Consider the following 23,871-nt stretch of genomic DNA (forward strand, 5'->3'; position numbering starts at 1 on the left):
GCGCCCCGTCATCCTTCGTCCCCTTCACGCCGCCCCGCCGCCACGTGCCCGTCCGCAGCCGCCACCCCGTGCTCGCCCGGAAGCACCGCTGCCGGTCCGCCCTGAGGCGCCTCTCCCTGATCGCGATGATCGGCCACCCCGCGGTGAAGCGGCGCGGCGGGCTCGCGGGCGGGGGATGGCGGGGTGCGGGTGGTGTCGGAGATGACGCGTCCCTCGTGGAGCCGGATGACACGGTCGGCGAGGTCGATCATGGCAGGCCGGTGGGCGACGATGACGGCCGTACGGTCGCGGGCCAGCTCCGCCGTCCCCGTCACCACGGCCGCCTCGCTGCGCCCGTCCAGCCGCGCCGTGGGCTCGTCCAGCAGCAACACCGACGCGTCGGGACGGCAGAAGGCCCGCGCCAGCGCGATGCGCTGCCGCTGCCCGGCGGACAGGTTGGCCCCCCGCTCGCCCACGACGGTGTCGAACCCCTGGGGGAGCGCGGCCACGAAGTCGGCGTGGGCGGCGGTCGCGGCCCGGCGTACCTCGTCCAGAGAGGCCGCGGGCGCACCGAGCCGGATGTTGTCGGCCACGGACGTCGCGAACAGATGGGGCCGCTGCGCCACGAACGCGAGCCGCGCCCGCCAGCTCGCCACATCCAGCTCCCGCAGATCGACCCCGTCCACCAGGACCCGCCCCTCCGACGGCTGTACGAAGCCGAGCAGCAGGTGCAGCAGCGTGCTCTTGCCGCCCCCGCTCTCGCCCACCAGGGCGACGCGCTCGCGCGGCCCGATGGTGAGGGTGACGTGCTCCAGCGCGGCGGCGTCCCTGCCCGGGTAGCGGACGGTCACGTTCTCCAGCCGGATCTCCGGGGCGCCGCTGGAAGGCGCGGCCTGCCGCCCTCCGGAAGCCGGCGGGTCGCCGGCGGAGTCGAGCACGGCGAAGGCCGCGTCGGCCGCCGCCACCCCCTCCATGGAGGCGTGGAAGCGGGTCCCCATCGCCCGCAGCGGCAGGTACGCCTCCGGCGCCAGCAACAACACCAGCAGCGCGGTCGTCAGATCCAGCGAACCCCCGAGCAGCCGCAGTCCGATCGGCACCGCCACCAGCGCCAGCGACAACGACGCGCACAGCTCCAGCACCAGCGACGACAGGAACGCCACCCGCAACGTCTTCATGGTCGCGCTGCGGTGCGCGTCGGCCACCTGCTGGATGACGCCGGCCTGGTAACGCGCCCGCCCGAAGGCCCGCAAGGTGGGCAGCCCGCGCACCACGTCCAGGAAATGGCCTCCGAGCCGCGACAGCGCCCGGTACTGGCGCTCGGTCACGGCCTTGGTCGTCATGCCGACCAGCGCACCGAAGACCGGGATCAGCGGCAACGTGACCAGCACGATGACCGCTGAAGCCAGATCGGCGGCGAACAACCGCACGAGCACGGCCAGCGGCACCACTGCGGCCACCGCGATGGCCGGCAGGTAACCGGTCAGGTAGGCGTCCAGCCCGTCCAGCCCGCGCCCGGTGAGGGTGACCAGGCCGCCCGAGCGGTGCTCGGTGAGCCGCCCAGGACCGAGCTCGCGCAGCCGGCCCAGCAGCCGGTGGCGAAGCGCGGATTTGACCCCGGTCGCGGTACGCCCGGCGAAGACGCCCTGCGTCCACGCGAGCGCCGCACGCAGGAAGACCACCGCCGCCAGCCCCGCCAGCGCGATGACGGCGAACCGTCCGGACAACACCCCGGCGAGCAACTCGGCCTGCACGAGCACGAGCAGCCCGGCCAGCACGGCCACGGCCATGGTGACGGCCAGGTGACGGCGTACCGACCGCTCGGCCCGCATGAGCCGTAGGAGATCCTTGTGCACGAGTCCTCTAGAAGAACGACGGGAGCCGGAAGGCATCCTTTCCTGGACGGAAAGTGCGCCACACCCATAGTTGCGCGCCCACCATGATGGGTGCGACCGGCAGGACCATGACACTGAGCACATTCAGGGTCGCCGCCGGCGCGCTGTGCTCCAGCAGGTACGGCATCGCCCCCGCCAGCACCCCCGCCGCGGGCAGCGCGGCGACGACCCCGGACAGCAGCAGCGCCCGCCCCGACCGGGCCGCCCCGAACTCGCCGGGCGCCCGCCACGCCAGGAACGTCCACCCGTGCAGCGCGAACAGCAGCGTCACCACCACGCCCAGCATCAGCCCGAGCGGATGCACCGGCGAGGATGCGAACCCGGTGGCGGCGGCGTAGAGCGCCATGCCCCACCCGAAGGACAACCCCAGCGACCCGAACGCGATCATCGCGTCCCAGAACCCGCGCCACCGCGAGCCGTCGATCCTGCGCCGGAACCACAGCCCGGCGTCCCGCAGCACCCAGCTCAGCAGCATCGCCACCACCACCGGGTACAGCCCGAACAACACCTCGCCTTCGAGCAGCGGATAGACCCCGAAGAGCGTCCCGGCGACCGCCACCAGCCACACCTCGTTCGCCAGCACGTACGGTGCCACCGCGGCCACCATGCGGTCGCGTCCGGCGCCCGTCCTCCCCAGAACGGGAAGGAGCAGCCCCACCCCGAGGTCGAACCCCTCCAGGGCGAAATAGCCGGCCAGCAGCACCGCGAAGACAACGAACCAGATCACTTCCATGTCAGCACCCCTAGAAGCTCAGAGCCGGCGTACGGGCCTCGTCGGAGGCGGCGCCCAGATCCAGGCCGCGCGGTCCCCGCTTGACCACCCGCGCGATGAGCACGTAGTCGACGACCGCCAGCAACCCCAGCACGGCCACGAACCCGATCAGCGAGGCCGTGACCATGCCCGAGGTCAGCCCCGGCGACATGGCGTCGGCCACGGTGAGCTTCTCCCAGATCATCCACGGCTGCCGGCCGACCTCCCTGGCCACCCAGCCCGCGATGGACAACACGAACGGCAGCGGCGTCATCGCCATCAGCACCAGGTGCGTCCACCGCCAGCGTGGCAGGACGCGGATCATCGGCAACATCACCAGCAGCACGATCAGCCCCAGCAACTGCCCGATCTCCATCATGACCGCGAGCCCGATCGCCGCCCCCACGTTGCCGTCGAATTTGCCCTCGACCGGGATGACGGCGAACTGCGCGTAGCCGAACCCCATCGTGAGGAAGATCCCGATCGCGGCCACGACCACGCCGGCACGCAGGGACTTGGTGAAGAACTCCACGTGCTCGGTACGGCGCCGCAACTGGTACGCGCTCGCCCCCACCATCACCATGGCCCCGGTGAACAGCCCGGCCGCCACCACATGCGGAAACGCGAAGACCAGCGACGGGTTGGTGAGCAGCGCGCCGAAGTCGACCAGCTCCATCCGCCCGTCGCGCACGACCGAGCCGACCGGATTCTGCAGGTACGAGTTGGCGACCATGATGAAGAACGCGCTGGCGTACGCCGTCAGCGTCACCAGCCAGATGCACGCCAGGTGCAGCCACTTCGGCAGCCGCCCCCAGCCGAAGATCCACAGTCCCAGGAACGTGGACTCCAGGAAGAAGGCCACCAGCGTCTCCATGGCCAGCGGCGCGCCGAACACGTCACCCGCGTAGTGGGAAAGCCCGCTCCACGACAGCCCGAACTGGAACTCCATCACCAGGCCCGTCACGATGCCCAGCGCGTAGTTGATGACGTAGATCTGCCCCCAGAACCGGGTCATCGCCTCGTTCAGCGGCCTGCCCGAGATCGCCCAGCGGGTGTGCATGATCGCCACCATCGGCGCAAGCCCCAGGGTGAGCACGACGAACAGGAAGTGCAGGCCGCTGGTCACCGCGAACTGGGTGCGGGCCAGGTCGAGTACATCCATCACCACTCCGTTGTTATGCCTACCTACATATAGACAGCCTACATGTAGACTGGCTACATGCTGACCGGTTGCCTAAGATCTGACATATGAATCCGGACGCGCTGCGCGGGCACATGGACGCGTTGCTGCTCTCAGTGCTGGAGCGGGAGCCGCTGCACGGCTACGCCATCATCGAGGCGTTGCAGGAACGCAGCGGGGGAGCGTTGAGCGTGCCGACGGGCACGGTCTACCCGGCGCTGCGCAGGCTGGAGCGCATCGGCTATCTGTCCAGCGAGTGGGCGACCGTCGGCGGGCGCAAGCGCCGCACGTACCGGCTGACGGACGCGGGCAGGAGGCAGCTCGAAGGGGAGCGGTCGGCCTGGCGGGAGTTCACCACCGTGATCGGCAGCGTGCTGCGCGCAGAGGCCCGGGCGTCAGGTTGACCGGCCGGCGCCGGGGCGGGCGGCCCGGGTGATGCGCATGCACCAGACAGCGCCGTAGACCTGCAGTCCCCACAGGGCCGTGGTCACGAGGTTGGCCAGCATGGAGGGCAGAAAGTCCAGGCTGTTGGCGCCTTCCGTGCCGTGCGTGAGAAGCTGGGCGAGCCCGATGCTGACCGGCAGCGAGATCCACACCACCACCGCCAGCGACCTGGTGAGCAGGCGCGGCCGGCGGATCCACTTGGCGCCCCGGCCCAGCGCGAACAGCACGAGCCCGCCGTAGACGCCGACCGCGAGCTGGAAGATGTCCAGCAGCCGGGAGACCGGCGAGAACCACGCGGGCTGGGTCCTCCAGACGTCGTCGTCAGCGGGATACATGCGCCACAACACCGACCACATCAGCACGATGATCGGCACGCTGATGAACAGCAGGAAACCCAGCCGCCGCCCCGACGTGGAGGTCAGCTCGGCCTGGTAGCCGGGCGCGATCTCGTCGACGGGGCCGAACTCCGCCACCGCGATCCGCTCCGCCTCCGCCCGGTCGAGCCCGCCGGCCTCGAGGGCGTCGGCGGTGTCGGTCAGGCTGTCCCGCGCCTCGACGACCAGATCGCGTTTGGGGCCGTGGGGCCCGGCGAGCGCGTGGTCGAGCTCGGCCACGTAGTCGTCGATACGCATGATGGTCAGTCTACGAGGGACCCCCTCAGGGGTTCACTCGGGGAATTCCCCGATGTTGCGCGGCCGGGTTGTCGCGTAGGAAAAAACCTACGTATAGTGGCTGGCATGCCGATCTCTTCCATCCTCACCATAACCGTGCCAGTCGCCGACCAGGAGCGGGCGCTGGCGTTCTACACCGGCGTGCTCGACTTCGAGGTGCGCACCGACAACCCGTTCCCGATGGGCCGCTGGCTCACCGTCGCTCCCAAGGGCGCCGAGACCGCGCTCCTGCTGGCCTCCTGGTTCCCTGACATGGCGCCGATCGGCGGCCTCGTGGTCGGCGCGCCGGACCTCGACGCGCTGGCCGCACGGCTGCGCGACAACGGCGTCGCCTGCGAAGGGCCGTCCGACCAGCCGTGGGGACGGCAGCTGCTCTTCCACGACCCCTTCGGCAACGGCTTCGTCGTCAGCGAGCTATGACCGCCGACCACGTGTTCACCGCGCTGGCCAGCCCGGCCCGGCGCGAGCTGCTGCGCCTGCTGCTCGAAGAGGGCGGCCAGCCCGCCGGCCGGCTGGCCGAGCGGTTCGACATGAGCCGGCCCAGCGTGTCGGAGCACCTCAAGGTGCTCAGGGACGCCGGGCTCGTGTCCGAGACGCGCAAGGGCCGGGAGCGGCACTACCGGCTGGAGCCGGCGCCGCTGATGGAGATCCGCGACTGGCTCTCCCCGTACGAACGGTTCTGGCGGGAGAAGCTCGCGAACCTGACGAAGCTCCTCGACGAAATGGAAGACCATGGACAGGACAGCTGAAGACCTCCGTGCGATCAGGCTCGACCAGTTCATCGCGCACCCGCCGGCGAAGGTGTGGCGGGCGCTCACCGAGCCGGAGCTGGTCGCCCAGTGGCTCATGCCGAACGACTTCAAGCCGGAGGTGGGCCATCGGTTCACGTTCCAGACCCAGCCCAAGAAGCAGGTGGGCTTCGACGGGATCGTCTACTGCGAGGTGCTGGAGCTGGAGCCGGAGAAGCTGCTGAGGATCAGCTGGAGCGACCGCAAGATGGCCGACTGGACGGTCACCTGGCGGCTGGAGCCCGAGGGCAAGGGCACCAGGCTGTTCCTCGACCACGAGGGCTTCGATCCGGACGACGAGCTCCAGCAGTTGTCGCGCCGGATCATGGGCGGCGGCTGGCCGTCCCACTTCCGCCGCGTCGCCGACATCGCGGCACAGCTCTAACGGTGCATCGTCCTGGCCAGATGCCCCCGCCAGGGGGTACGGCTCAGGCCCACAGGACGGCGGCCGCGGCCAGCGCCGCGAGCAGCGTGAACCAGGCCGCCGCCCGGCCCATGCGCATGCCGGACCCGGACAGCAGCCACCACACCGACAACCACCACCGGTGGCCGGCCCGGCGGCGCATCTCCATCGCCGCGAACGCGAAGTCCGCCGACGTGGCGCGGTCGCTGGGCCGTAGCCCGGCGTAGAGCGCGGCCAGCCGGTCAGGCGTGACGCCGGGATCACCAGGGGCCGGCCCGCCGTCGATGCCGTGCTCGTCCGCCAGGGCGCTGCGCCGGGAGAACCAGCGCAGCATCGGCCGGCGCAGGCTCACCCGTACGCCGCGCGTGGTCAGCGCGAAGGTGCAGTCCTTGACCCGCACACCCGCCGGGTGGGCGAGCCCCGCGAACCGGCAGGAGGACAGGTCCAGCCCGCGCAGCGCCAGGTCGGCGGCGTCCACCTGGCGCAGCGAGGTCACCGTGGAGGTGCCCCGGCCGCTCACCGTGGCCGGGCCACGCAACACCGCGCCCTCCAGGTCGGCCTGCGAGTCGGTCAGCCGCAGCGTGGTCGTCCCCGCCACCTCCACCCCGCGCAGGTCCACGCCGCACCGCGCCACCGCCACGTCCAGCAGGCCGTCGGCGCGGGCGCGAGCGGCCGACAACCGGCCGGTGGCCGACAGGTACGCGTCCGCGGCGAAGTGCGCGGCCTCGAACCCGGCGTGCCCGCTGACCTTGCGGAAGGACAGCGTACGGCCGAAACGCGCCCCTCTGAAGGCGGCCCCGTCACCGAGGCGGGCCCCGTCGAACGTGGCGTACCCGTCGAACCTGGCCCGCTCGCAGGACAGCCCGTGGCCGAAGACCGCCTGGCTGAACAGCGCGTCGCGGGCCATCATGGCCCGGTCGAGCGAGACGTGCCCGCGCACGGTGACGCCGTGGAAGGACAATTCGCGGGCGAACCTGGCGCCGGCCAGCGACACGTTCCCCTCGAACCGGGCGCCGAAGAACGAGGCGAGCCGGTCGAATCTGGCGCCGTCGAGCGAGACGTCGCCGGCGAACGTCACGCCCGACAGCCGCACGTCGCCGGTGAACCTGACCCGGTCCAGCCGGGCCCGGCCCGGCCTGTCGCCGATGGCCTCCAGAACCCTGGACAACAGGTCACTGGTGACGGTCGTGCCCCGCAGGTCGAGCAGGCGGCCGGGGAACATCTGGTCGAGCGCCTCAGGGAGTTGTTCGGGCGGCAGATGGGCGAGGCAGAGGCCGGACGGCCGGGTAGTGATTCCGCTGCAGGCAACCGAATACGCGCAGGTGACCCAGTCCATGCAGTGGTCATACCCGCGAGGGCCACGTGTCAAGGTTCGATGTTTTAATGTTTTATCCACTTTTACGTGGAAATATGCGGTCGAACAGGCCGTAAAGTTCCCGGCATGCGCGTTTTATCCCGAGCATCCCTTGCTGCCATGGTCGCGATGGCCCTCTCCGCGACCCCGGCTGCGGCCGCCCCGGCCACCCCTTGCGACACCCCCGCCACTCACCGCGTCGCGCAGGTGCAGGGCGCCGGTGACGCCACCCCGCTGGCCGGCCAGACCGTGCGCGTCGAGGGCGTCGTGACCGGCGACTTCCAGCGCACCGACCAGCTCAGCGGTTTCTTCCTGCAGGACACGCGGCCCGACGCCGACCCGAAGACCTCCGAAGGGTTGTTCGCGTTCGCGCGCGAGTCGTTCAAGGACGTCAAGGTCGGCGACCGGGTGCTGGTCACCGGCCGCGCGATCGAGTTCAACGGGTGGACCGAGCTGTCGCCGGTCACCGCGGTGGACGTGTGCGGTGCCGGGAGCGTGGCGGCGCAGTCGTACACGCTGCCCACAGACTCCGGCGGGCTCGAGCCCGCCGAGAACATGCTGCTGACCTTCACGCAGCCGCTGACCGTCAGCGACCACTACAACCTGGGCCGCTACGGCGAGGTCACGCTGTCCTCGCAGGGCAGGCTCTACCAGCCGACGGACCGGCCCGGCGCGGACCCCGCGCTGAACGCCCGCCGCTCGCTGCTCGTCGACGACGGCTCCAACCGGGAGAACCCCGCCACCCTGCCGCCGATCGTGCGGGCCGGCGACGTGGCGACCGGGCTCACCGGCGTGCTCGGGTACGGGTTCGGCAAGTACCGGCTGCAGCCGACCAAGCCGGTCGACTACAAGAACCTCAACCCGCGCCTGCCCAGGCCGCTGCCGGTCATCGGCAACGTCAAGGTGGCCTCGTTCAACACGCTCAACTGGTTCACCACGCTCGGCTCGCGCGGCGCCACCACCGCCGCGGAGCAGCAGCGCCAGCTCGCCAAGCTGGTCGCCGCGCTCAAGGGTCTCAACGCGGACGCGGTCGCGCTCATGGAGGTCGAGAACAACGGCCAGACCGCGCTGCAGGCGCTCGTGGACGCCGTCAACGCCGAGGTCGGGGCGGGCACGTACGCGGCGCTCGCGCACCCGTACCCCGGCACCGACGCCATCCAGGTCGGCCTGATCTACAAACCGGGCAAGCTCACCCCGGTCGGCGAGGCCAAGGCGTCCCAGGACCCGGTGTTCAGCCGCCCGCCGCTGATCCAGACCTTCCGCAGGAAGAGCGGCAGCCAGCCGTTCACGATGGTGGTCAACCACCTGAAGTCCAAGGGCACCTGCCCCTCCAGCGGCCCCGACACCGACCAGGGTGACGGCCAGGGCTGCTGGAACCCCACCCGCGTCGCCCAGGCCAAGGCCCTGCTCGGCATCATCGAGGAGCAGGACCTGCCGAACCCGATCGTGCTCGGCGACCTCAACGCCTACGGCGAGGAGGACCCGATCGACACCCTGGAGGCCGGCGGCCTGGCCAGCGTGACCAAGAAGTTCGTGCCGGCGCCGCAGCGCTACAGCTACGTCTTCGACGGCCTCGCGGGCGAGCTCGACCACGCCCTGGTCGGCAAGCAGCTGCTCAAGCGGGTGACCGGCGCGACCATCTGGCACATCAACGCCGACGAGCCGCGCATCCTCGACTACAACACCGAGTACAACCCGCCCGGCCTGTACAAGCCGGACGCCTACCGTTCCTCCGACCATGATCCCCTGGTCGTGGGCCTGAGCCTGCCCAGCGCCCGCTGATCTTTCCATGCGCGGCCCCGAGCGGGGGCCGCGCATGGAATGCTGGAGGCGGGTACGTGGTTGACAGCGAGGACAAAACGTCACCGACGAGCAAGGAGCCGCTTGTGGCGACCATCGAAGTAACCGAGAAGAACTTCAACGACATCGCCGACAAGGGGATCGTGTTGCTCGACTTCTGGGCAGAGTGGTGCCCGCCGTGCAAGAAGTTCGGGCCGATCTTCGAGCAGGCGTCGGACAAGCACGACGACATCACCTTCGGGAAGATTGACACCGATGCCGAGCAGGCGCTCGCACAGGGTTTCGACATCACCTCGATCCCCACGCTCATGGCGATCCGCGACGGCATCGTGGTCTTCGCACAGGCCGGGGCCATCCCGGGGCCGGCGCTCGAGGACCTGATCCGGCAGGTGCGGGCGCTCGACATGGACGCCATCAGGGCCGAGCTCGCCGAGGAGATGAAGAACGCCGAACAGAACTGACAACGCGAAAACCCCGCCCTTCCAGGCGGGGTTTCGGCATGTTCGTGCTTATGGTCGCGCTCACTCGGCCCTCGCTGGTCACGCAAGCTGCCGCTCTCGGGCCTAAGCGTTCGCCGCTCTGTGCTTGCGAGCGACTCCCACGTAGCCGAAGTCGATGCCGTTGCCCGGGGCGTCCGGGTCGTCCGGACGCCACCCGGCCGGGAACGTCAGTCCCGGCTCGGCCAGCTCGTACCCGTCGAAGAAGCGCAGGATCTCCTCGCGGGTGCGCAGGTTGAGCGAGGCCGTGGCCTTCTTGTAGATCTCGATCGCCTGCGGGGTCGTGTCCGGCGTGCTGTCCACGGCATGGCTGATCACGAGGTGGCTGCCGGGCGCGCTCACCTCCCGCAGCTTCGTCACCAGGTCGTAGGCGTTGTCGTCGGGGACGAAGTGCAGGACGGCCAGCAGCAGGAACGCCACGGGCTTGTCGAAGTCGATCAGGCCGTCCAGCTTGTCCAGCAGCACGTCCGGATCGCGCACGTCGGCCTGGATGAAGTCGACGTTCTCCCTCCTGGCCAGCAGCGCCCTGCCGTGCACGCACACCACGGAGTCGTAGTCCACGTAGACGACGCGCGCGTCGGGGGCGATCTCGTGAGTGTTGCCCTGGGTCGGCAGGCCGGCGCCCAGATCCACGATCTGCCGGACGCCCTCGTCCACCACGTGCCGCACGGCGCGCTTCAGAAACGCGCGGTTGGCGCGGCAGCCCTCCTTGGTGTTGGGGAAGGTCTTGAGTATCTGCTCCGCCGCTGCCCGGTCGGCCGCGAAGTTGTCCTTGCCGTCGAGGTAATAGTCATACATTCGCGCGACGTTGGGGACGTTGGGGTCCACCCCCTCGGGGGCACTGTCCACGTTTTCTCCCATTTTTGGCGTCTTGGGGGCGATCATAGTGCCGCCGGTCCCGCAGCAACCCGAAAATCGTTCTGGTCTTGCCGCCGATGAGACGCAGATCACGCCGCCGCCATGTATTCGCCCCGCGAGGGCGGCTGGCTGGCCGCGAACGGCGGCCACGTGACCCAGGTCGGGCACCTATGAGGAGGCCTGCGGCAGTCCGCCACCTGGGCCGACGGAGGCAAGGCCTCGCCGGAAGGGATACGCGCCCTAGACGCGATGGCACGGGCAGGTGCGGCTATCCGGCGTTCTGGCCGGACACGCGGCCGGGGGCGCGGGCGGGCGCATGCGCCGCGGACGTGGGGGCGGGCGCGGCGGGCGGGCACATCTGGCCCGGATGCGGGCCGAACGCGGTGTTCGGATGCGGGCCGGACGGGGTGGTCCGGCCCGCGTGCGGGGTCAGCCGCGGTAGAGCTCGGCGACGCGGAAGGCCAGGTCGAGGGACTGGCTGCGGTTGAGGCGCGGGTCGCAGGCCGTCTCGTAGCGGGTGGCCAGGTCGCCCTCGACGATCCCGTGCCCGCCGCCGACGCACTCCGTCACGTCGTCGCCGGTGAACTCGATGTGGATGCCGCCCGGATGCGTGCCGAGCGCCCGGTGCACCTCGAAGAACCCGGCCACCTCGTCCAGCACGTCATCGAGCCGCCGCGTCTTGTGCCCGCTCGGCGCCTCGAACGTGTTGCCGTGCATCGGGTCGCAGATCCACGCCACCTGTGCCCCGGAGGCCGTGACCTCCTTGACCAGCGCGGGCAGGTGCTCGCGGATCTTGGAGGCGCCCATCCGGGTGATGAACGTGAGCCGCCCCGCCTCGTTGCCCGGGTTGAGCCGCTCGACGAGCGCCAGCGCCTCCTCGGACGTGGTCGTCGGGCCGAGCTTGACGCCGATCGGGTTGCGGATGCGGGCGAAGAAGTCGACGTGCGCCCCGTCGAGCTGGCGGGTGCGCTCGCCGATCCAGACCATGTGCGCCGACACGTCGTACGGCAGCCCCGTACGCGAGTCGATGCGCGTGAGCGCCCGGTCGTAGTCGAGGATCAGCGCCTCGTGCGAGGAGTAGAACTCGACCGTGTGGAACTCCTCCGGATCGGCCCCGCAGGCGTGCATGAAGGCCAGCGCCTGGTCGATCTCCCTGGCCAGCTGTTCGTAGCGGCGCCCGGCCGGCGACTCGGCCACGAAGTCCTGGTTCCAGGCGTGCACCTGGCGCAGGTCGGCGTAGCCGCCCTTGGTGAACGCCCGCGCCAGGTTCAGCGTCACGGCCGAGGAGTGGTATGCCTTGAGCAGCCGCCACGGGTCCGGCTTGCGCGACTCGGCGGTGAACTCGAAACCGTTGACCATGTCGCCCCGGTAGGCGGGCAGCTCGATGCCGTCGCGGGTCTCGGTCGGCTTGGAACGCGGCTTGGCGAACTGGCCGGCGACTCGGCCGATCTTCACGACCGGAACCTTGCCCGCGTACGTCAGCACGATCGCCATCTGCAGCAGCGTCTTGAGCTTGTTGCGGACGTTGTCGGCGGTGGCGCCGGAGAAGGTCTCGGCGCAGTCGCCGCCCTGCAGGACGAAGGCCTCGCCGCGGGCGACGGCGGCCAGCTGGTCCTTGAGCTGGTCGCACTCGCCGGCGAAGACCAAGGGGGGCAGGCCGCCGAGCTCGGAGACGACCTTGTCGAGCTCGCCGCGGTCGGGCCAGTCAGGCTGTTGCGCCGCGGGGAGGGCTCGCCAGGAATCAAGATCCAGAAGATTGCTGCTCACGAGATACGAGGGTATTCCACGTAGCCCGCCGCTACCGACCCCAATGTCCAGGATTTGACACCCGCTCCGTCCACTGTGTCGCACGTCATGGGAAATGAGCAGGATCCGGGGCCATCCGGCGTGCCCGAGCAGCCGAAGTACATGCGTGAGCCGCCTCTCACCGTGGGAGTGGATGATGAACGACGAACCCCACACCCTCTCCGGTGCCTACGCTGTGCACGCACTGCCGTACGCCGAGTGGGTGCTGTTCGAGGAGCACCTGCGTGCGTGCCAGGTCTGCGGGGCCGAGGTCCGGCGGCTGCGGGAGGCAGCCGCCAGGCTGGCGGAGACGGTGGCCGAGTCGCCGCCCGACCGGCTCCGCAGCCGCCTGCTGGCCGCCGCGCACGAGTCCCGAGCCCGGAGCGAGGGCGGGGTGCCCGACGACAGCCCGACGATCTGGCGGCGCCCCGAGACACGGGGCTCCGGAGCGGCGCCGGCCGACGCGCCCACGCTCGCCCTTCCGCCCGGACACCCGGCGCGGTCCGCGGGTGGCGGTCCCGCGGGTCGCGGTCCCGAGAGTGGCGGTCCTGAGAGCCGCCGGAATGTGGTGCCGCTGCGGCGCAAGCGCTCGAAGGTGGTGGCGGGGCTGGTGGCGATGTCCGCGGCGGCCGCGGTCGCGCTCGGCGCCGTCGCCTTCGACGCACGCCGCGACCTGGGCGAGCTGACCGCCAGGAACGGCGAGCTGGTGGCCGTCCTGGCCGCGCCCGACGCCGAGACGCTGCGCCGGCCGGTCACCTCCGGCGGCACCGCCACGGTGGTGATCTCGCGGTCGAAGGGCCGCATGGTGTTCACCTCGTCCGACCTGCGCAAGCTGCCGGACACGCAGGCGTACGAGCTGTGGCTGATGGGCCCCGGCGGCCCGCGCCGGGCCGGGATGCTCGGCCCCGCCGAGGACGGCGTCACCGCGCCCATGATGATCACGCCGCTGCGTGACGACGACCGCGTGGCGATCACGGTGGAGCCGGCGAGCGGCTCCGAGAAACCCACGACGCAGCCCATCATGCTGGCCGAGCTGCCCGAGGCCTGAACCCGCGCCGGCGGCCCGCGGCACTCTGGGCAATGATCGTCAGCTGAGAGATAGTGCGAGGCATGCGCAGATTCGCGGTCCTGATCACGGCCGCCGCCGTCCTGTCCGTGTCGTCCGTCCCGTTATCCGACGCCGCCGCCGCCGCCGCCACCGCCACCGTCGCCGCGGAGCCCGGCGCGGCCACCGTGGTGCCCGTGCAGGTCACCGGCCCGCCGGCCAAGCGGTTCAACCTGATCCTCATGGGCGACGGCTACACCGAGGCCGAACAGGCCGAGTTCCAGGCCGACGCCGACCGGCACCTCAACGTGATGTGGTCGATCGAGCCGTTCAAGTCGTACCGGAACTACATCAACGTCTACCGGATCGACATCGTCTCCGGAGAGTCCGGCATCAGCTGCGACCCCGGCCTGGACGCGCCCAGGCGGACGACGCCGCTGAGCATGGGCTTCTGGGGCCGCTGCAACCCCAGCAGCGTCCAGCGCCTCATCACCATGGACAACGCCGCCGCCACCCGGTACGCCAACCTGGTGACCGGCACCGCGCCCGCCAACCGGCAGATCCTCGCGCTGGCCAACAGCGCCACCTACGGCGGCGCCGGCGGCACGTACGCCACCGCCTCCGGCAGCAACAGCATGTCCGCCCTGATCAGCCCGCACGAGCTGGGCCATTCCCTGGGCGGCCTGCAGGACGAGTACGACTACTACCAGCGCGGCGTCCCCGGCGGCGCCTACACCGGCCCGGAGCCGTCGAGCGCCCACCACACCCTGCTGACCGAGCAGCAGCTGCGCGACCAGCAGAAGAAGTGGTGGCGCTGGCTGGGCGAGCCGAGCGAGTCCGGCGGCCCGATCGGCCGCTACGAGGGCGGCCTCTACTACACGACCGGCGTGTGGCGGCCGAGCGCGCACTCGATGATGAAGACGCTCGGCTACTACTTCGACCAGGTCAGCCGCGAGATCATGACGCAGCGCATCACCGCCAAGACCACGCTGATCCAGGACTCCGCGCCCGTGGACGCGCCCGTCGGCGCCGACCGGGTGTTGTGGGTGGAGCCGATGCGTCCCGTGAGCCACTCGCTGACGACGACGTGGACCGTGGACGGCCGGGACCTGCCGGACGACCGGGACACGCTCGACCTGCGCACGCTGAACCTGGCGCCGGGCACGCACACGGTCACGGCCACCGTCTCCGACCCGACCGAGTTCGTCAGGGACCCGGCGATCAGGCAGTCCATGACCAGATCCCGCACCTGGACGGTGGACACCGCGCTGACCACGCCGCCGGACGGCGCCGAGCCCGCCGTCGTCTCCTCGACGCCGACGGACCGGCCGCTCGGCCGCGCCGACGTCGTGTACGTCGAGACCACCCACCCGGCCGGCGCCGTCCCCGAGATCACCTGGACGCTCGACGGGAAACAGGTCAAGGGCGGCACCGACCTCGACCTGGGCGAGCTCGATCTCGGCCCGGGAACGCACACGCTGACCGCGGCGCTCGGCGCCCGCACGCTCACGTGGTCGGTCGACGCCGAGCGGCCGCGTACGGCGTACGAGCTGGCGCAGCCGCTGGCCCGGTCGGGTGACACCTACGTCTACAACGGCCCGTTCTCGATGCGGCTCACCGGGACCGACGACCGCGACGGGTACGTGGTCTCGGAGTCCCGGGTGGACGGCGACGGCTGGTTCAACTACTTCGGCTGGCCCACGTCCTCCGAGCTGCCGTGGACGTTCTCCGAGCAGGGCACGGTCATCGACTCGCTCGTGTACGGCAAGCTGCCGCGCGGCCGCCACACGATCGAATACCGCTCGATCGACGCCGCCGGCAACTACGGCAAGGCCAAGAGCTTCACCGTCACCACGATCGCGCCGCCGCCCGCCTGCACCCGAACGGTCACCGGCGAGCACCGGGGCGCGCTCGTCGTCGCCGACGGCGTCACCTGCCTCGACCACGCGCAGGTGACCGGTCCTGTCACGGTCAAGCCCGGCGCCTCGCTGGTGGTCACCGGCGGCCGCGTCACGGGCGCGCTGGCCGCGTCGAAGCCGGCCGCCGTCCACCTGCTCGAAGCCCGCGTCGAGGGCGCCCTGACCGTCAGCGGCGCGGCCGAGCTGATCGTCGTGGGCGCCGATCTGCGCGGCGCCGCGCTGCTGACCGGCAACACGGCGCCGATCCTGTCCGGCGCCTCCGTCAAGGGAGCCCTCGCCTGCATGGGCAACACATCCGCGCCGGCGGACCTCGGCGTGCCGAACGAGCTGGCCGGCGCGGGCGCCGGCCAGTGCGCGAAGCTAACCCAGGGCGCCGAGGGAGGAGCGTACGAGGCGATCCAGCATGTCGGTCAGTGACCGCGTCGCGCCGTCGCGGAGCCTGGCGTACTCGTCCTCCGGGTATTGCCGGGGACCGTTCTCCACCAGCAGGATCAAGGAGAGGTAGGCCCGGTAGAGGTCGAGCCGGGTGAGCGCCGCCGGAGTCAGCTCCAGCGGCGTCACCTCCCGGTAGCCCGCGAGCAGCGGGTCGTCCTCGCGCAGCTCGCCGAAGATCGTCGGTGTGACGAACTCGGCGATCGGGTCGCCCCAGAACGCCCGCTCGTGGTCGATGATGGCCTGGATCCGCGGCGTGCCGCGCAGGTCCAGGAAGACGTTGCCCACCCACACGTCGAAGTGGACCAGGTGCGGCGTCGTCACCTCGTCGAGCGCGGGCGAGGCGTTCTCGAACACGGCCATGATCTCCTCGGCCGGCCGGGGCAGCGGCGTCGGATAACGCTCGGTGTCAGCGATCAGCGCCGCCACCATCGCCAGGAACGCCTCGCGCCACGTCGTCCCCACGATCCCGGCGTACGGATAGCCGAACACCTCGCCCGTCACCGCGTTGAGCCTGGCCAGATGCCGGCCCAGCTCCCGGCGCAGCGCGTCCTCGCCGTCCGGCTTGACGTCGTTCCACGACACGCCGTCCAGCGCGGCCAGCATGAGGTAGTCGCCACCCAGCACCGGGTCGTCGTAGCCGGCGTGCACCAGCGGCGCGACCGGGACCCCCGCCCCGATCGCGAGCTCGATGGCGGCGGCCTCCGTGCGCAGCAGGTTGCGCTCGTAGCTGAGCTGGTCCAGGTCGGGGTGCGGCGACAACTTCAGCACCACGTCGCGGCCGTCCTCGAGCGCGAGCCGCCAGACGGCGTTGGCGTAGCCGTCGGTCAGCTCGGTCGAAGACGCCACGCCCGTGCCCAGCGCCCGGCGGGCGAGCGCGTCGAGCTCGGCGGCGGATAGTTGGCGCTTGGTCCTGCTGTCCACAGAACTCCTCGCTGGTCAGGCGGATTCGCGGCGTACGAGATGGGTGTCCAGGATCACGACGGGCTGGCGCAGCACCTCGCCGTTGATGCGGGCGACGAGCAGCTTGGCCATCTGCCGGCCCATGGCCTCGGTCGGCTGGTGGACGGTGGTCAGCGGCGGGTCGGCGCTCAGCGCGGCCTTGGAGTCGTCAAATCCTATCACCGCCACGTCCTCCGGGATCGCCCGGCCGGCGGCCTTGAGCACCCGCATCGCGCCCAGCGCCATCGGGTCGGAGGCCGCGAACACCGCGTCGAGGTCGGGATGGCGATCCAGCAGCTCGGCCATCGCGGCCGCGCCGCTCTGCTCGGAGAAGTCGCCGTAGGCCACCAGCTCCGGCAGGCCCGAGGGCAGCAACGCGTCACGGTAGCCGGCCAGACGGTCCACACCCACGCCCATGTCCTGGGCGCCGGCGATCGTGGCGATCCGGCGGCGGCCGAGGCCCAGCAGGTGCTTGACCGCCTGCCGGGCCCCTGCCCTGTTGTCCATGTCCACGTAGCTGTATGGGTTGAGGCCGACGGGGAGGCCGCCCAGTACGGTCGGCACCCCCATCGCCTCCAGCCGGCCCGGGAGCGGGTCGGCGCCGTGCAGCGACAGCAGCAGCACGCCGTCGACGTGCTGCCCCGTCAGGTAGGTCTCCAGGCGCTCGTGCTCCTCGGGGGTGCGCGCCATGGCCAGGATGAGCTGGAGCCCGGTCTCGGCCAGCGCCGAGCCGATGCCGCGGATGGTGCCGGCGAAGTAAGGCTCGTCGAACACCCGCAGCTGCGACTCGGACACCACCAGCGCCACCGTGTCCGTACGGCGCGTCACCAAGGCACGCGCGGCACGGTTGGGCACGTAGCCCAGCTCGCGAATGGCCAGCTCAACGGCCTCGCGGGCCTTGGCGCTGACGTTCGGCGAGCCGTTGATGACTCTCGACACCGTGCCCCGGCCTACCCCGGCCCGAGCCGCGACAGCCTCAAGAGTCGGTCGGTTCATGCTGACTATTCTGCCGGATGATCTCCGAGTACCAGAGCGCGCTGTCCTTCAGCCGCCTCTCCTGGGTCTCGAAGTCCACATGGACCAGGCCGAACCGCTTGCCGTAGCCCCACGCCCACTCGAAATTGTCCATCAGCGACCAGGCGAAATAGCCCTCCAGGGGCACACCCCGGTCGATGGCTTCCTTGCACGCGCCAAGGTGCGCCTCCACGTACCCCTGCCGCTCACGGTCGTGGATCCGGCCGTCCACCAGCTCGTCGTCGAAGGCGGCGCCGTTCTCGGAGACCACCATCGGGATCGCCGGGTACTCCCGTGCCACCCGCGTGAGGACCTCCACGAGGCCGCTCTCGTCGATCTCCCAGCCCATCGCCGTCACCGGATGACCGGCGCTGACGAACGACACGTGCTCGCTGCCCACCCACGGCGAACCCGTGTCCGTGGGAGCGGCCGACGCCGACTGCTTGCCGCCTGGTGCTCCCGAGACCGTGAAGCGGCTGTAGTAGTTGACGAGCAGCAGGTCGATGGGCGCGTTGATGGTCTTCATGTCGCCCGGCTGAATGAAGTCGATCTCGACCGGCAGGTCGTCCAGCACGTCCTCCGGATAGCGGCCCAGCAGCAGCGCGTCCAGGAAGAACCGGTTCTGCAGCCCGTCGATGCGCCGCGCCGCGTCCAGGTCCTCCACGCTGTCGGTCGCCGGGTCGACCGCGTACAGGTTGACGCAGCCGCCCACCCGCCGGGCGCCCATCGCCTGCACCGCCAGCCCGTGCGCCAAGTTGAGGTGGTGCGCGCCCCTGATCGCGTTCTGCGGCTCACGCCGGCCAGGGGCGTGCTCGCCCGAGGCGTAGCCGAGGAACGCGGCGCACCATGGCTCGTTGACGGTGCTGAAGGTGTGCACGTGATCCTTCAGCGCCTCGTGCACCGTCGCCGCGTAGTCGGCGAAGCAGTACGCGACGTCGCGGTTGGGCCAGCCGCCCTTGTCCTCCAGCTCCTGCGGCAGGTCCCAGTGGTAGAGGGTCAGCCACGGGTCGATGCCGTGCCCCCGCAGCTCGTCGGTGAGCCGCTTGTAGAAGTCCAGCCCCTTCTGATTGACCTTGCCCGAGCCGGTCGGCTGGATGCGGGGCCAGGAGACCGAGAACCGGTAGGCCGTCAGGCCCAGGTCCGCCATGAGGGCGACGTCGTCCCGATAGCGGTGGTAGTGGTCGATGGCCACGTCCGCGTTGTGCCCGTTCAGCACCCGGCCCGGTGTCTTGGCGAACGTGTCCCAGATGGAGGTGCCGCGCCCGTCCTCGTCGACGGCACCTTCGATCTGGTACGCCGAGGTCGCCGCGCCCAGCGTGAAGCCCGCGGGAAAGCGCAGCCCGGCACGCGTCTGTTCCTCTTGTGTCGTCACGCTTTGACCGCACCTTCCATGAGTCCGCCGACGATCTGACGGCCGAATACGACGAATACCGCGACGAGCGGAATGATGGACAGCGCCGTGCCCGCGAAGATCAACGTGTAGTTCGTGGAGAACCTCGCGTTGAGATTCGTGATCGCGATCTGCACCGTCGGGTTGTCCGCGTTCAGCACGATCAGCGGCCACATGAAGTCGTTCCACATGAGCATGAACGTGTTGATGCCCAGCACCGCCATGCCCGGACGCACGGCGGGCAGCACGACGTTCCACCAGATCCGCAGCGTGGCGGCGCCGTCCACCCTGGCCGCCTCGACCAGCTCCATCGGCACGGCCTGCCGGGTGTACTGCGTCATCAGGAACACGCCGAACCCGTTGAGCAGGTACGGCAGGATGACCGCCTTGAGCGTGCCCGTCCACTCCAGGCTCACCATGAGCCGGTAGAGCGGCACCACGCCCATCTGCTGCAGCGGCACCGCCATCGTCAGCAGCACCAGCACCAGCAGCAGGTTCCTGCCCTTGAAGTTCAGGTTGGCGAAGGAGAAGCCGGCCAGCGTCGAGATGATGACGACCGAGACGGTGACCGTGGTGGCGACGATGAACGAGTTCGTCAGGCCCAGCAGGAACTTGGCGTCCTCGTGGTTGATCACCGCGAGGATGTTCTCGCCGAGGTTCCCGCCCGGCAGCAGCGGCGGCGGCATCGCCACCGCGTCGGCGTTCGTCCGCGACGCGATCACCAGCATCCAGTACAGCGGGAACGCCGACAGGAAGACGGCCACCCCCAGCATGACCCTGGTGAGAATGGTCGGAGACCAGTTGTTCATCTCGTGCCCCCGATCCTGCGCACGAACAGGAAGTTGATCGCCGCTCCGATGAGAATGAGAAGGAACAGCAGCCAGGCGGCCGCGGCCGCGTAGCCGTAGTCGAACTCGCGGAAGCCCTCCTTGACGATGAACATGGCCACCGTCTGGAACTGGCCCTGCGACCCGCCGTCGACATTGCCGTTGTAGAACGTGGTCGGCTCGGAGAACAGCGTCAGCCCGCCGATCGTGGAGTTGAGCACCACGAAGATCATGGTGGGGCGCAGCATCGGCAGCGTGATCTGCCAGAACTGCCGGCGCCGGGACGCGCCGTCGATGGCGGCGGCCTCGTACAGGTCACGCGGGATCGTCTGCATGCCGGCCAGGAAAATGATCGCGTTGTAGCCGGTCCAGCGCCAGTCGACCATGGTGGCGATGGCGATCCACGACGGGATGCGCTCGGCCCGCCAGTTCAGCGCGTCCATGCCGAACCAACTGAGGATCCAGTTGACCAGGCCCCAGTCCCGGGCGAACAGCTGCGTGAACACCACCGCAACCGCGACCACCGACGTCACCAACGGGAGCAGCACGCTCATGCGGATCGCGAGGCGCAGCTTGAAACGTTTGTTGAGCGCGTTGGCGAGAAACAGCGCCAGCAACATCTGCGGGACGGTGGCGATGACGAACATGCCGATCGTGTTGATGACGGCACGCCAGAAGTCCTCGTCGCCCAGCAGCGCGGTGTAGTTGTCCAGCCCGGCCCACTCCGTGGTCCCGGCCAGGTCGTAGTCGTAGAGCGAGTAGTACAGCGTGAAGGCCAACGGGAAGAGCCCGAAGGCGGCGAACAGGATGAAGTAGGGGGACACCAGGGCGTACGGCATCGCCTTGACGTCCAGCCGGGAACGCCAGCGGCGGCCGGGCGGGCGCCCACGGCGGTGGGAGCTCCGCGTCGCCCGCGGAAGGGTGTCGAGGCTCATGACAGAACCTTTCGGCAGCTTGTCGACGGCAACGTGCCCGGCCCGCTTCTGGCGGGCCGGGCGGGGAGATCAGCCCGCGGCCTTGACCGCGTCGTCGACCAGCTGCTGCCAGGCCTTGTCGTGGGCGACGGAGCCGTCGTCCATGCCCTGGATGACCGACTCGATGGCGTTCTTCACCTGCGCGTGCTTCACGCCGAGGAAGACCGGCTGAAGGCTCGAGGCGGACTTGGCGAAGATCTCACCGATGGGGGCGTCGTTGAAGAACTCGTTCTTCGCGCCCTGCACGGCCGGCTCCTGCTGGGCCTTGGTGTTGCTCGGCATGTTGCCGAAGTCGGCGAAGATGCTCGCCTGGGTCTGCGCCTGCGTCAGGTAGTCGGCGACCATGGCCGCTTCCTTCGGGTGCTTGGACTGCTTGGGCACGGCCAGCCAGGAGCCGCCCCAGTTGCCGCCGCCGCCCGGGACCGAGGCCACGTCCCACTTGCCCGACCCGCTCTCGCCGGCGTTGCCGCTGACCACGCCGAGCATCCAGGACGGGCAGCCGAGCGTGGCGAACGCGCCCTTCTGGGTGCCCGCCGCCCACTCGGGGGTGAAGTTGCGCAGCTTGGCGGTCAGGCCCTGTTGGGTCATCTTCTGGGCGAAGTCGAACGCCGTCTTCACCGCCGGGTTCTTGTCGACGATGAGGTTGTTCTGCTGGTCGAAGTAGGCGACGTTGCCGTTCTTGGCCGCCTCCTGGTACAGCACCACCTGGTACAGCGTGTTGGTGCCGTCAGCCCACTTGGTGTCCTTGACCTTGCCCTGGAAGTCCTGGCCGACCTTCATGAAGGCGTCCCACGTCGGCCACAGGGCGCTGACCTTGTCCCGTTCCGTGGGCAGGCCGGCCTTCTTGAACAGGTCGGTGCGGTAGCAGATGCTCATGCCGCCGATGTCGGTGCCCAGGCCGAAGACCTTGCCGTCGGAGGCGACGCCGGTCTCCCACTTCCAGGCGGGGAAGTCCGCCTTGCGGGATTCCAGGCCGTGCTCCTTCAGGTCGGCCCACCATTCGGGGTGCGCCTTGGCCAGGCCCATGCCGCCCTCGTCGATGCCGACCACGTCGCCCGCGCCGTTGCCGGACGTGAGCCACTGGATCATCTGTGGCCAGTACACCTGCTCGAACTGGTCGGTCAGGTTCTCGTGCTTGATCTGGATGTCCTTGTGCTCGGCGTTCCACTTGGCGACGGCTTTCTCGTAGCCGAAGTTGGTGCCGCCGCCGAAGGTCTGCACGCGGATCGTGACCGGCTCGGCAGGGGCGGAGGAAGCGGGAGCGCTGGACTGCGAGGTGCCGCCGGAGCTGCAGGACGCGACGGTCAGCGCCGCCGCGGCGAGCACCGAGGCCGCGGCAAGACCGCCGCGCCGCTTGCTGATCATCATGGGTGGACCCCTTCTCGGGTGAATGGTGGGGGAGTGCACCGCGGCATGCGCTCCGCCGCGGTGGGAGTCTTTGGGAGCGCTCCCACAAAGGGTGCACTTGCCGGGTCCGCACGTCAATCCGCCGAAACGTAACCGTTACCAATGGTGCGATTTGGAACTCTGAAGCCCGACTTTCCTGGACAAACCTCTCAAAGAGCTGATTGGGAGCGCTCCCACCACAAGAGACATCTTTTGTGTCGCATCCTGGGCAACTCACACCTCAGGGGGCGCCGGTGCGGGGGCGTCAAGAGCGTCCGGCGGGGCGCGCGCGTCAGCTTCCAGGCCATCCGATGGGAGACCGCGGCAAAGGTGTCGAACCGGCTGGCGGCACACCGGATAGCTCGGGCCCGGCGGCCGGGAGGCGATGGCTCGCTCTGCTCGACAAGGTCGAACAGCTCTCTGGCGAGGGTGCTGGTACGCCTCGCGCCGCGCCCGCGCCGCCTCCCGGCCCACTTCACGTTCCGAATCGCTCCGGGGGTCGAACTCGCGCGGCTTGGCCTTGACCTCGCTCCAGTTGACGAATTCGGCGCTCATTGAGGTGATCTCAGCGAAATAGTTCGGCGCGATTGAGATCGTTTCATCCTGAAGTCGCAGGTGCACAGCCTGGTGTGGCACGGTTGGGGCGTACTCGTGCTGGTAGTGGCGGAGTCTCTGATCGAGCGATCATCTGTCATCGGGCGATCTCGGCGTTGACCGGGACCATCAGGGCGCGCAGCAGCGTGGTGGCGCGACCGGCGTACATGCGGACCTTAGAGGATCCGCCAGTTCTTCAGGGCGGCGAAGCCGTGCTCGACGGGGGCGCGTTCGGCGTTGACGAGCTGGCTGACCTCCTTGTCTATGGCTGTGAGCGGCCGGCCGCGGGCCGCCTGGCGGCCGGTGATGACGACTGGATGGTCAGGATCGTCGTCCAGGCCGACGAAGCCCAGATCGCCGATGGCACCGAGCCCGGCCTCCCGCAAGCGCAGTGATCTTGTTGTGGCGGGCGATGGTGATCTCGCTGGAGCGGCCGGGCTTGGCGGCGGAGATCCATGACAGGTTGCCCTTGCGGTGGGTGATGGCCAGGCCCCAGCAGCCCGTGCGCCTGCCGTATCGGATCCGTCAGGACGCTGGGGTGAGCAAGGCGCGGGCGGCCTGCTCGGCCTCGGGGGGTGCGGTGGCGATGACCGCGTCCAGGGTGGTGCGGGCGGTCTCCAGTTCGTGGATGGCGGCCTGGATACGGGCGCGTTCGCGGTGGAGGTCGAGCAGGAGTTCGGGACAGTCGGCGATGAGAGCGTCGCCGTCCTTGCCCATGCAGGGCAGCAGGTCGGCGATGGTGATCGTGGACAGTCCGGCGGCGAGCAGGTTGCGGATGTGGCGGACGGTTGCCACGTCCGATTCGGCGTAGTCCCGGTAGCCGCTGGGTTTGCGCTCGGGGCGGAGGAGGCCCTGCTCCTCGTAGTAGCGCAGGAGGCGCCGGTTGACCCCGGTGCGGTGTTCGAGTTCCCCGATGCGCATGTTGCCCTCCGGCGTACGGCTTGAC

23 protein-coding genes are annotated in these 23,871 nt (G+C 70.0%); 8 read left to right on the forward strand and 15 right to left on the reverse strand.

Annotated features, from left to right (window positions below):
• Positions 1-8: 8 nt before the first annotated feature.
• From cydD to EDD27_RS12525, 3 genes are read right to left on the reverse strand one after another with little or no spacing between them, the layout of a single operon-like run.
• Positions 9-1,832: a thiol reductant ABC exporter subunit CydD gene (gene cydD, locus EDD27_RS12515; protein ID WP_277750706.1), complete on the reverse strand. Its 1,824-nt coding sequence runs from the start codon at positions 1,830-1,832 to the stop codon at positions 9-11.
• A gap of 7 nt (positions 1,833-1,839) precedes the next feature.
• Positions 1,840-2,604, reverse strand: a complete 765-nt coding sequence (locus EDD27_RS12520; RefSeq protein WP_127932577.1) for a cytochrome d ubiquinol oxidase subunit II — start codon at positions 2,602-2,604, stop codon at positions 1,840-1,842.
• A gap of 10 nt (positions 2,605-2,614) precedes the next feature.
• Positions 2,615-3,784 carry a cytochrome ubiquinol oxidase subunit I gene (locus EDD27_RS12525; RefSeq protein ID WP_127932578.1) on the reverse strand — a complete coding sequence of 390 codons (1,170 nt, stop codon included), beginning with the start codon at positions 3,782-3,784 and terminating at the stop codon, positions 2,615-2,617.
• Between the two features lie 86 nt (positions 3,785-3,870).
• On the opposite strand from EDD27_RS12525, the gene EDD27_RS12530 reads away from it, so the two are divergent.
• Positions 3,871-4,206 carry a helix-turn-helix transcriptional regulator gene (locus EDD27_RS12530; protein WP_127932579.1) on the forward strand — a complete coding sequence of 112 codons (336 nt, stop codon included), beginning with the start codon at positions 3,871-3,873 and terminating at the stop codon, positions 4,204-4,206.
• On the opposite strand, the gene EDD27_RS12535 is transcribed toward EDD27_RS12530, so the two are convergent.
• Positions 4,198-4,878, reverse strand: coding sequence for a permease prefix domain 1-containing protein (locus EDD27_RS12535; RefSeq protein WP_127932580.1), 681 nt, complete (start codon positions 4,876-4,878; stop codon positions 4,198-4,200). The two genes, EDD27_RS12530 and EDD27_RS12535, sit on opposite strands and share 9 nt — an antisense overlap.
• A 105-nt stretch (positions 4,879-4,983) precedes the next feature.
• On the opposite strand from EDD27_RS12535, the gene EDD27_RS12540 reads away from it, so the two are divergent.
• Genes EDD27_RS12540 through EDD27_RS12550 form a run of 3 tightly spaced genes read left to right on the forward strand, consistent with a single transcriptional unit; the run spans position 4,984 to position 6,090 of the window.
• Positions 4,984-5,337, forward strand: a complete 354-nt coding sequence (locus tag EDD27_RS12540) for a VOC family protein (RefSeq protein ID WP_127932581.1) — start codon at positions 4,984-4,986, stop codon at positions 5,335-5,337.
• Positions 5,334-5,666, forward strand: a complete 333-nt coding sequence (locus EDD27_RS12545) for an ArsR/SmtB family transcription factor (protein WP_127932582.1) — start codon at positions 5,334-5,336, stop codon at positions 5,664-5,666. The genes EDD27_RS12540 and EDD27_RS12545 overlap by 4 nt, the downstream gene beginning before the upstream one ends.
• Positions 5,650-6,090, forward strand: a complete 441-nt coding sequence (locus EDD27_RS12550; protein WP_127932583.1) for an SRPBCC family protein — start codon at positions 5,650-5,652, stop codon at positions 6,088-6,090. The genes EDD27_RS12545 and EDD27_RS12550 overlap by 17 nt, the downstream gene beginning before the upstream one ends.
• 43 nt (positions 6,091-6,133) lie before the next feature.
• Here EDD27_RS12550 and EDD27_RS12555 read toward each other — a convergent pair whose 3' ends face one another.
• On the reverse strand, positions 6,134-7,444 hold the full coding sequence (locus tag EDD27_RS12555; RefSeq protein WP_127932584.1) for a pentapeptide repeat-containing protein: 1,311 nt from the start codon (positions 7,442-7,444) through the stop codon (positions 6,134-6,136).
• 105 nt (positions 7,445-7,549) lie between these two features.
• On the opposite strand from EDD27_RS12555, the gene EDD27_RS12560 reads away from it, so the two are divergent.
• Positions 7,550-9,244 (forward strand): ExeM/NucH family extracellular endonuclease, encoded by a 1,695-nt coding sequence (locus EDD27_RS12560; RefSeq protein WP_127932585.1) that lies wholly within the window; start codon positions 7,550-7,552, stop codon positions 9,242-9,244.
• Between the two features lie 104 nt (positions 9,245-9,348).
• Positions 9,349-9,723 (forward strand): thioredoxin family protein, encoded by a 375-nt coding sequence (locus EDD27_RS12565; protein ID WP_127932586.1) that lies wholly within the window; start codon positions 9,349-9,351, stop codon positions 9,721-9,723.
• A 102-nt stretch (positions 9,724-9,825) separates the two neighbouring features.
• Here the strand turns inward: EDD27_RS12565 and EDD27_RS12570 are convergent, their stop codons facing one another.
• Positions 9,826-10,608, reverse strand: a complete 783-nt coding sequence (locus EDD27_RS12570; RefSeq protein WP_241563995.1) for an SAM-dependent methyltransferase — start codon at positions 10,606-10,608, stop codon at positions 9,826-9,828.
• 438 nt (positions 10,609-11,046) lie between these two features.
• Complete coding sequence (locus EDD27_RS12575) at positions 11,047-12,384, reverse strand: class II 3-deoxy-7-phosphoheptulonate synthase (protein ID WP_127932588.1); 1,338 nt, start codon at positions 12,382-12,384, stop codon at positions 11,047-11,049.
• 175 nt (positions 12,385-12,559) lie between these two features.
• On the opposite strand from EDD27_RS12575, the gene EDD27_RS12580 reads away from it, so the two are divergent.
• Positions 12,560-13,450: an anti-sigma factor gene (locus tag EDD27_RS12580; RefSeq protein ID WP_164903589.1), complete on the forward strand. Its 891-nt coding sequence runs from the start codon at positions 12,560-12,562 to the stop codon at positions 13,448-13,450.
• Positions 13,451-13,512: 62 nt separating this feature from the next.
• A complete protein-coding gene (locus EDD27_RS12585; RefSeq protein ID WP_127932590.1) occupies positions 13,513-15,783 on the forward strand; it encodes a M64 family metallopeptidase in 2,271 nt (756 codons plus the stop codon).
• On the opposite strand, the gene EDD27_RS12590 is transcribed toward EDD27_RS12585, so the two are convergent.
• The 8 genes from EDD27_RS12590 to EDD27_RS12625 form a co-directional block, all read right to left on the reverse strand.
• A complete protein-coding gene (locus tag EDD27_RS12590) occupies positions 15,727-16,722 on the reverse strand; it encodes a phosphotransferase family protein (protein ID WP_127932591.1) in 996 nt (331 codons plus the stop codon). The genes EDD27_RS12585 and EDD27_RS12590 overlap by 57 nt on opposite strands.
• A gap of 15 nt (positions 16,723-16,737) precedes the next feature.
• Positions 16,738-17,736, reverse strand: a complete 999-nt coding sequence (locus tag EDD27_RS12595) for a LacI family DNA-binding transcriptional regulator (RefSeq protein ID WP_127932592.1) — start codon at positions 17,734-17,736, stop codon at positions 16,738-16,740.
• Positions 17,717-19,126 (reverse strand): GH1 family beta-glucosidase, encoded by a 1,410-nt coding sequence (locus tag EDD27_RS12600; RefSeq protein ID WP_127932593.1) that lies wholly within the window; start codon positions 19,124-19,126, stop codon positions 17,717-17,719. The genes EDD27_RS12595 and EDD27_RS12600 overlap by 20 nt, the downstream gene beginning before the upstream one ends.
• Entirely contained in the window at positions 19,123-19,953 is an 831-nt protein-coding gene (locus tag EDD27_RS12605) for a carbohydrate ABC transporter permease (protein ID WP_127932594.1), read from the reverse strand. Before EDD27_RS12605 ends, EDD27_RS12600 begins: the two co-directional genes overlap by 4 nt.
• Positions 19,950-20,906, reverse strand: a complete 957-nt coding sequence (locus EDD27_RS12610) for a carbohydrate ABC transporter permease (protein WP_127932595.1) — start codon at positions 20,904-20,906, stop codon at positions 19,950-19,952. Before EDD27_RS12610 ends, EDD27_RS12605 begins: the two co-directional genes overlap by 4 nt.
• Positions 20,907-20,975: 69 nt before the next feature.
• Positions 20,976-22,313, reverse strand: coding sequence for an ABC transporter substrate-binding protein (locus tag EDD27_RS12615; RefSeq protein ID WP_127932596.1), 1,338 nt, complete (start codon positions 22,311-22,313; stop codon positions 20,976-20,978).
• 788 nt (positions 22,314-23,101) lie between these two features.
• Positions 23,102-23,311 carry a hypothetical protein gene (locus EDD27_RS12620; RefSeq protein WP_127932597.1) on the reverse strand — a complete coding sequence of 70 codons (210 nt, stop codon included), beginning with the start codon at positions 23,309-23,311 and terminating at the stop codon, positions 23,102-23,104.
• A gap of 139 nt (positions 23,312-23,450) precedes the next feature.
• On the reverse strand, positions 23,451-23,846 hold the full coding sequence (locus EDD27_RS12625; RefSeq protein ID WP_127932598.1) for a MerR family transcriptional regulator: 396 nt from the start codon (positions 23,844-23,846) through the stop codon (positions 23,451-23,453).
• Between the last annotated feature and the right edge of the window lie 25 nt (positions 23,847-23,871).

The sequence above is a fragment of the Nonomuraea polychroma genome, assembly GCF_004011505.1.
GTDB classification, from domain to species: Bacteria; Actinomycetota; Actinomycetes; order Streptosporangiales; family Streptosporangiaceae; genus Nonomuraea; species Nonomuraea polychroma.

Bases quoted from the DNA above. Each gene is read 5' to 3' on its own strand.
- EDD27_RS12625 (WP_127932598.1), bottom strand. From the start codon at position 23,846: ATGCGCATCGGGGAACTCGAACACCGCACCGGGGTCAACCGGCGCCTC.
- EDD27_RS12535 (WP_127932580.1), bottom strand. From the start codon at position 4,878: ATGCGTATCGACGACTACGTGGCCGAGCTCGACCACGCGCTCGCCGGG.
- EDD27_RS12525 (WP_127932578.1), bottom strand. From the start codon at position 3,784: ATGGATGTACTCGACCTGGCCCGCACCCAGTTCGCGGTGACCAGCGGC.
- EDD27_RS12530 (WP_127932579.1), top strand. From the start codon at position 3,871: ATGAATCCGGACGCGCTGCGCGGGCACATGGACGCGTTGCTGCTCTCA.
- EDD27_RS12610 (WP_127932595.1), bottom strand. From the start codon at position 20,906: ATGAGCCTCGACACCCTTCCGCGGGCGACGCGGAGCTCCCACCGCCGT.
- EDD27_RS12545 (WP_127932582.1), top strand. From the start codon at position 5,334: ATGACCGCCGACCACGTGTTCACCGCGCTGGCCAGCCCGGCCCGGCGC.
- EDD27_RS12520 (WP_127932577.1), bottom strand. From the start codon at position 2,604: ATGGAAGTGATCTGGTTCGTTGTCTTCGCGGTGCTGCTGGCCGGCTAT.
- EDD27_RS12560 (WP_127932585.1), top strand. From the start codon at position 7,550: ATGCGCGTTTTATCCCGAGCATCCCTTGCTGCCATGGTCGCGATGGCC.
- EDD27_RS12585 (WP_127932590.1), top strand. From the start codon at position 13,513: ATGCGCAGATTCGCGGTCCTGATCACGGCCGCCGCCGTCCTGTCCGTG.
- EDD27_RS12580 (WP_164903589.1), top strand. From the start codon at position 12,560: ATGAACGACGAACCCCACACCCTCTCCGGTGCCTACGCTGTGCACGCA.
- EDD27_RS12555 (WP_127932584.1), bottom strand. From the start codon at position 7,444: ATGGACTGGGTCACCTGCGCGTATTCGGTTGCCTGCAGCGGAATCACT.
- EDD27_RS12595 (WP_127932592.1), bottom strand. From the start codon at position 17,736: ATGAACCGACCGACTCTTGAGGCTGTCGCGGCTCGGGCCGGGGTAGGC.
- EDD27_RS12615 (WP_127932596.1), bottom strand. From the start codon at position 22,313: ATGATGATCAGCAAGCGGCGCGGCGGTCTTGCCGCGGCCTCGGTGCTC.
- EDD27_RS12540 (WP_127932581.1), top strand. From the start codon at position 4,984: ATGCCGATCTCTTCCATCCTCACCATAACCGTGCCAGTCGCCGACCAG.
- EDD27_RS12550 (WP_127932583.1), top strand. From the start codon at position 5,650: ATGGACAGGACAGCTGAAGACCTCCGTGCGATCAGGCTCGACCAGTTC.
- EDD27_RS12605 (WP_127932594.1), bottom strand. From the start codon at position 19,953: ATGAACAACTGGTCTCCGACCATTCTCACCAGGGTCATGCTGGGGGTG.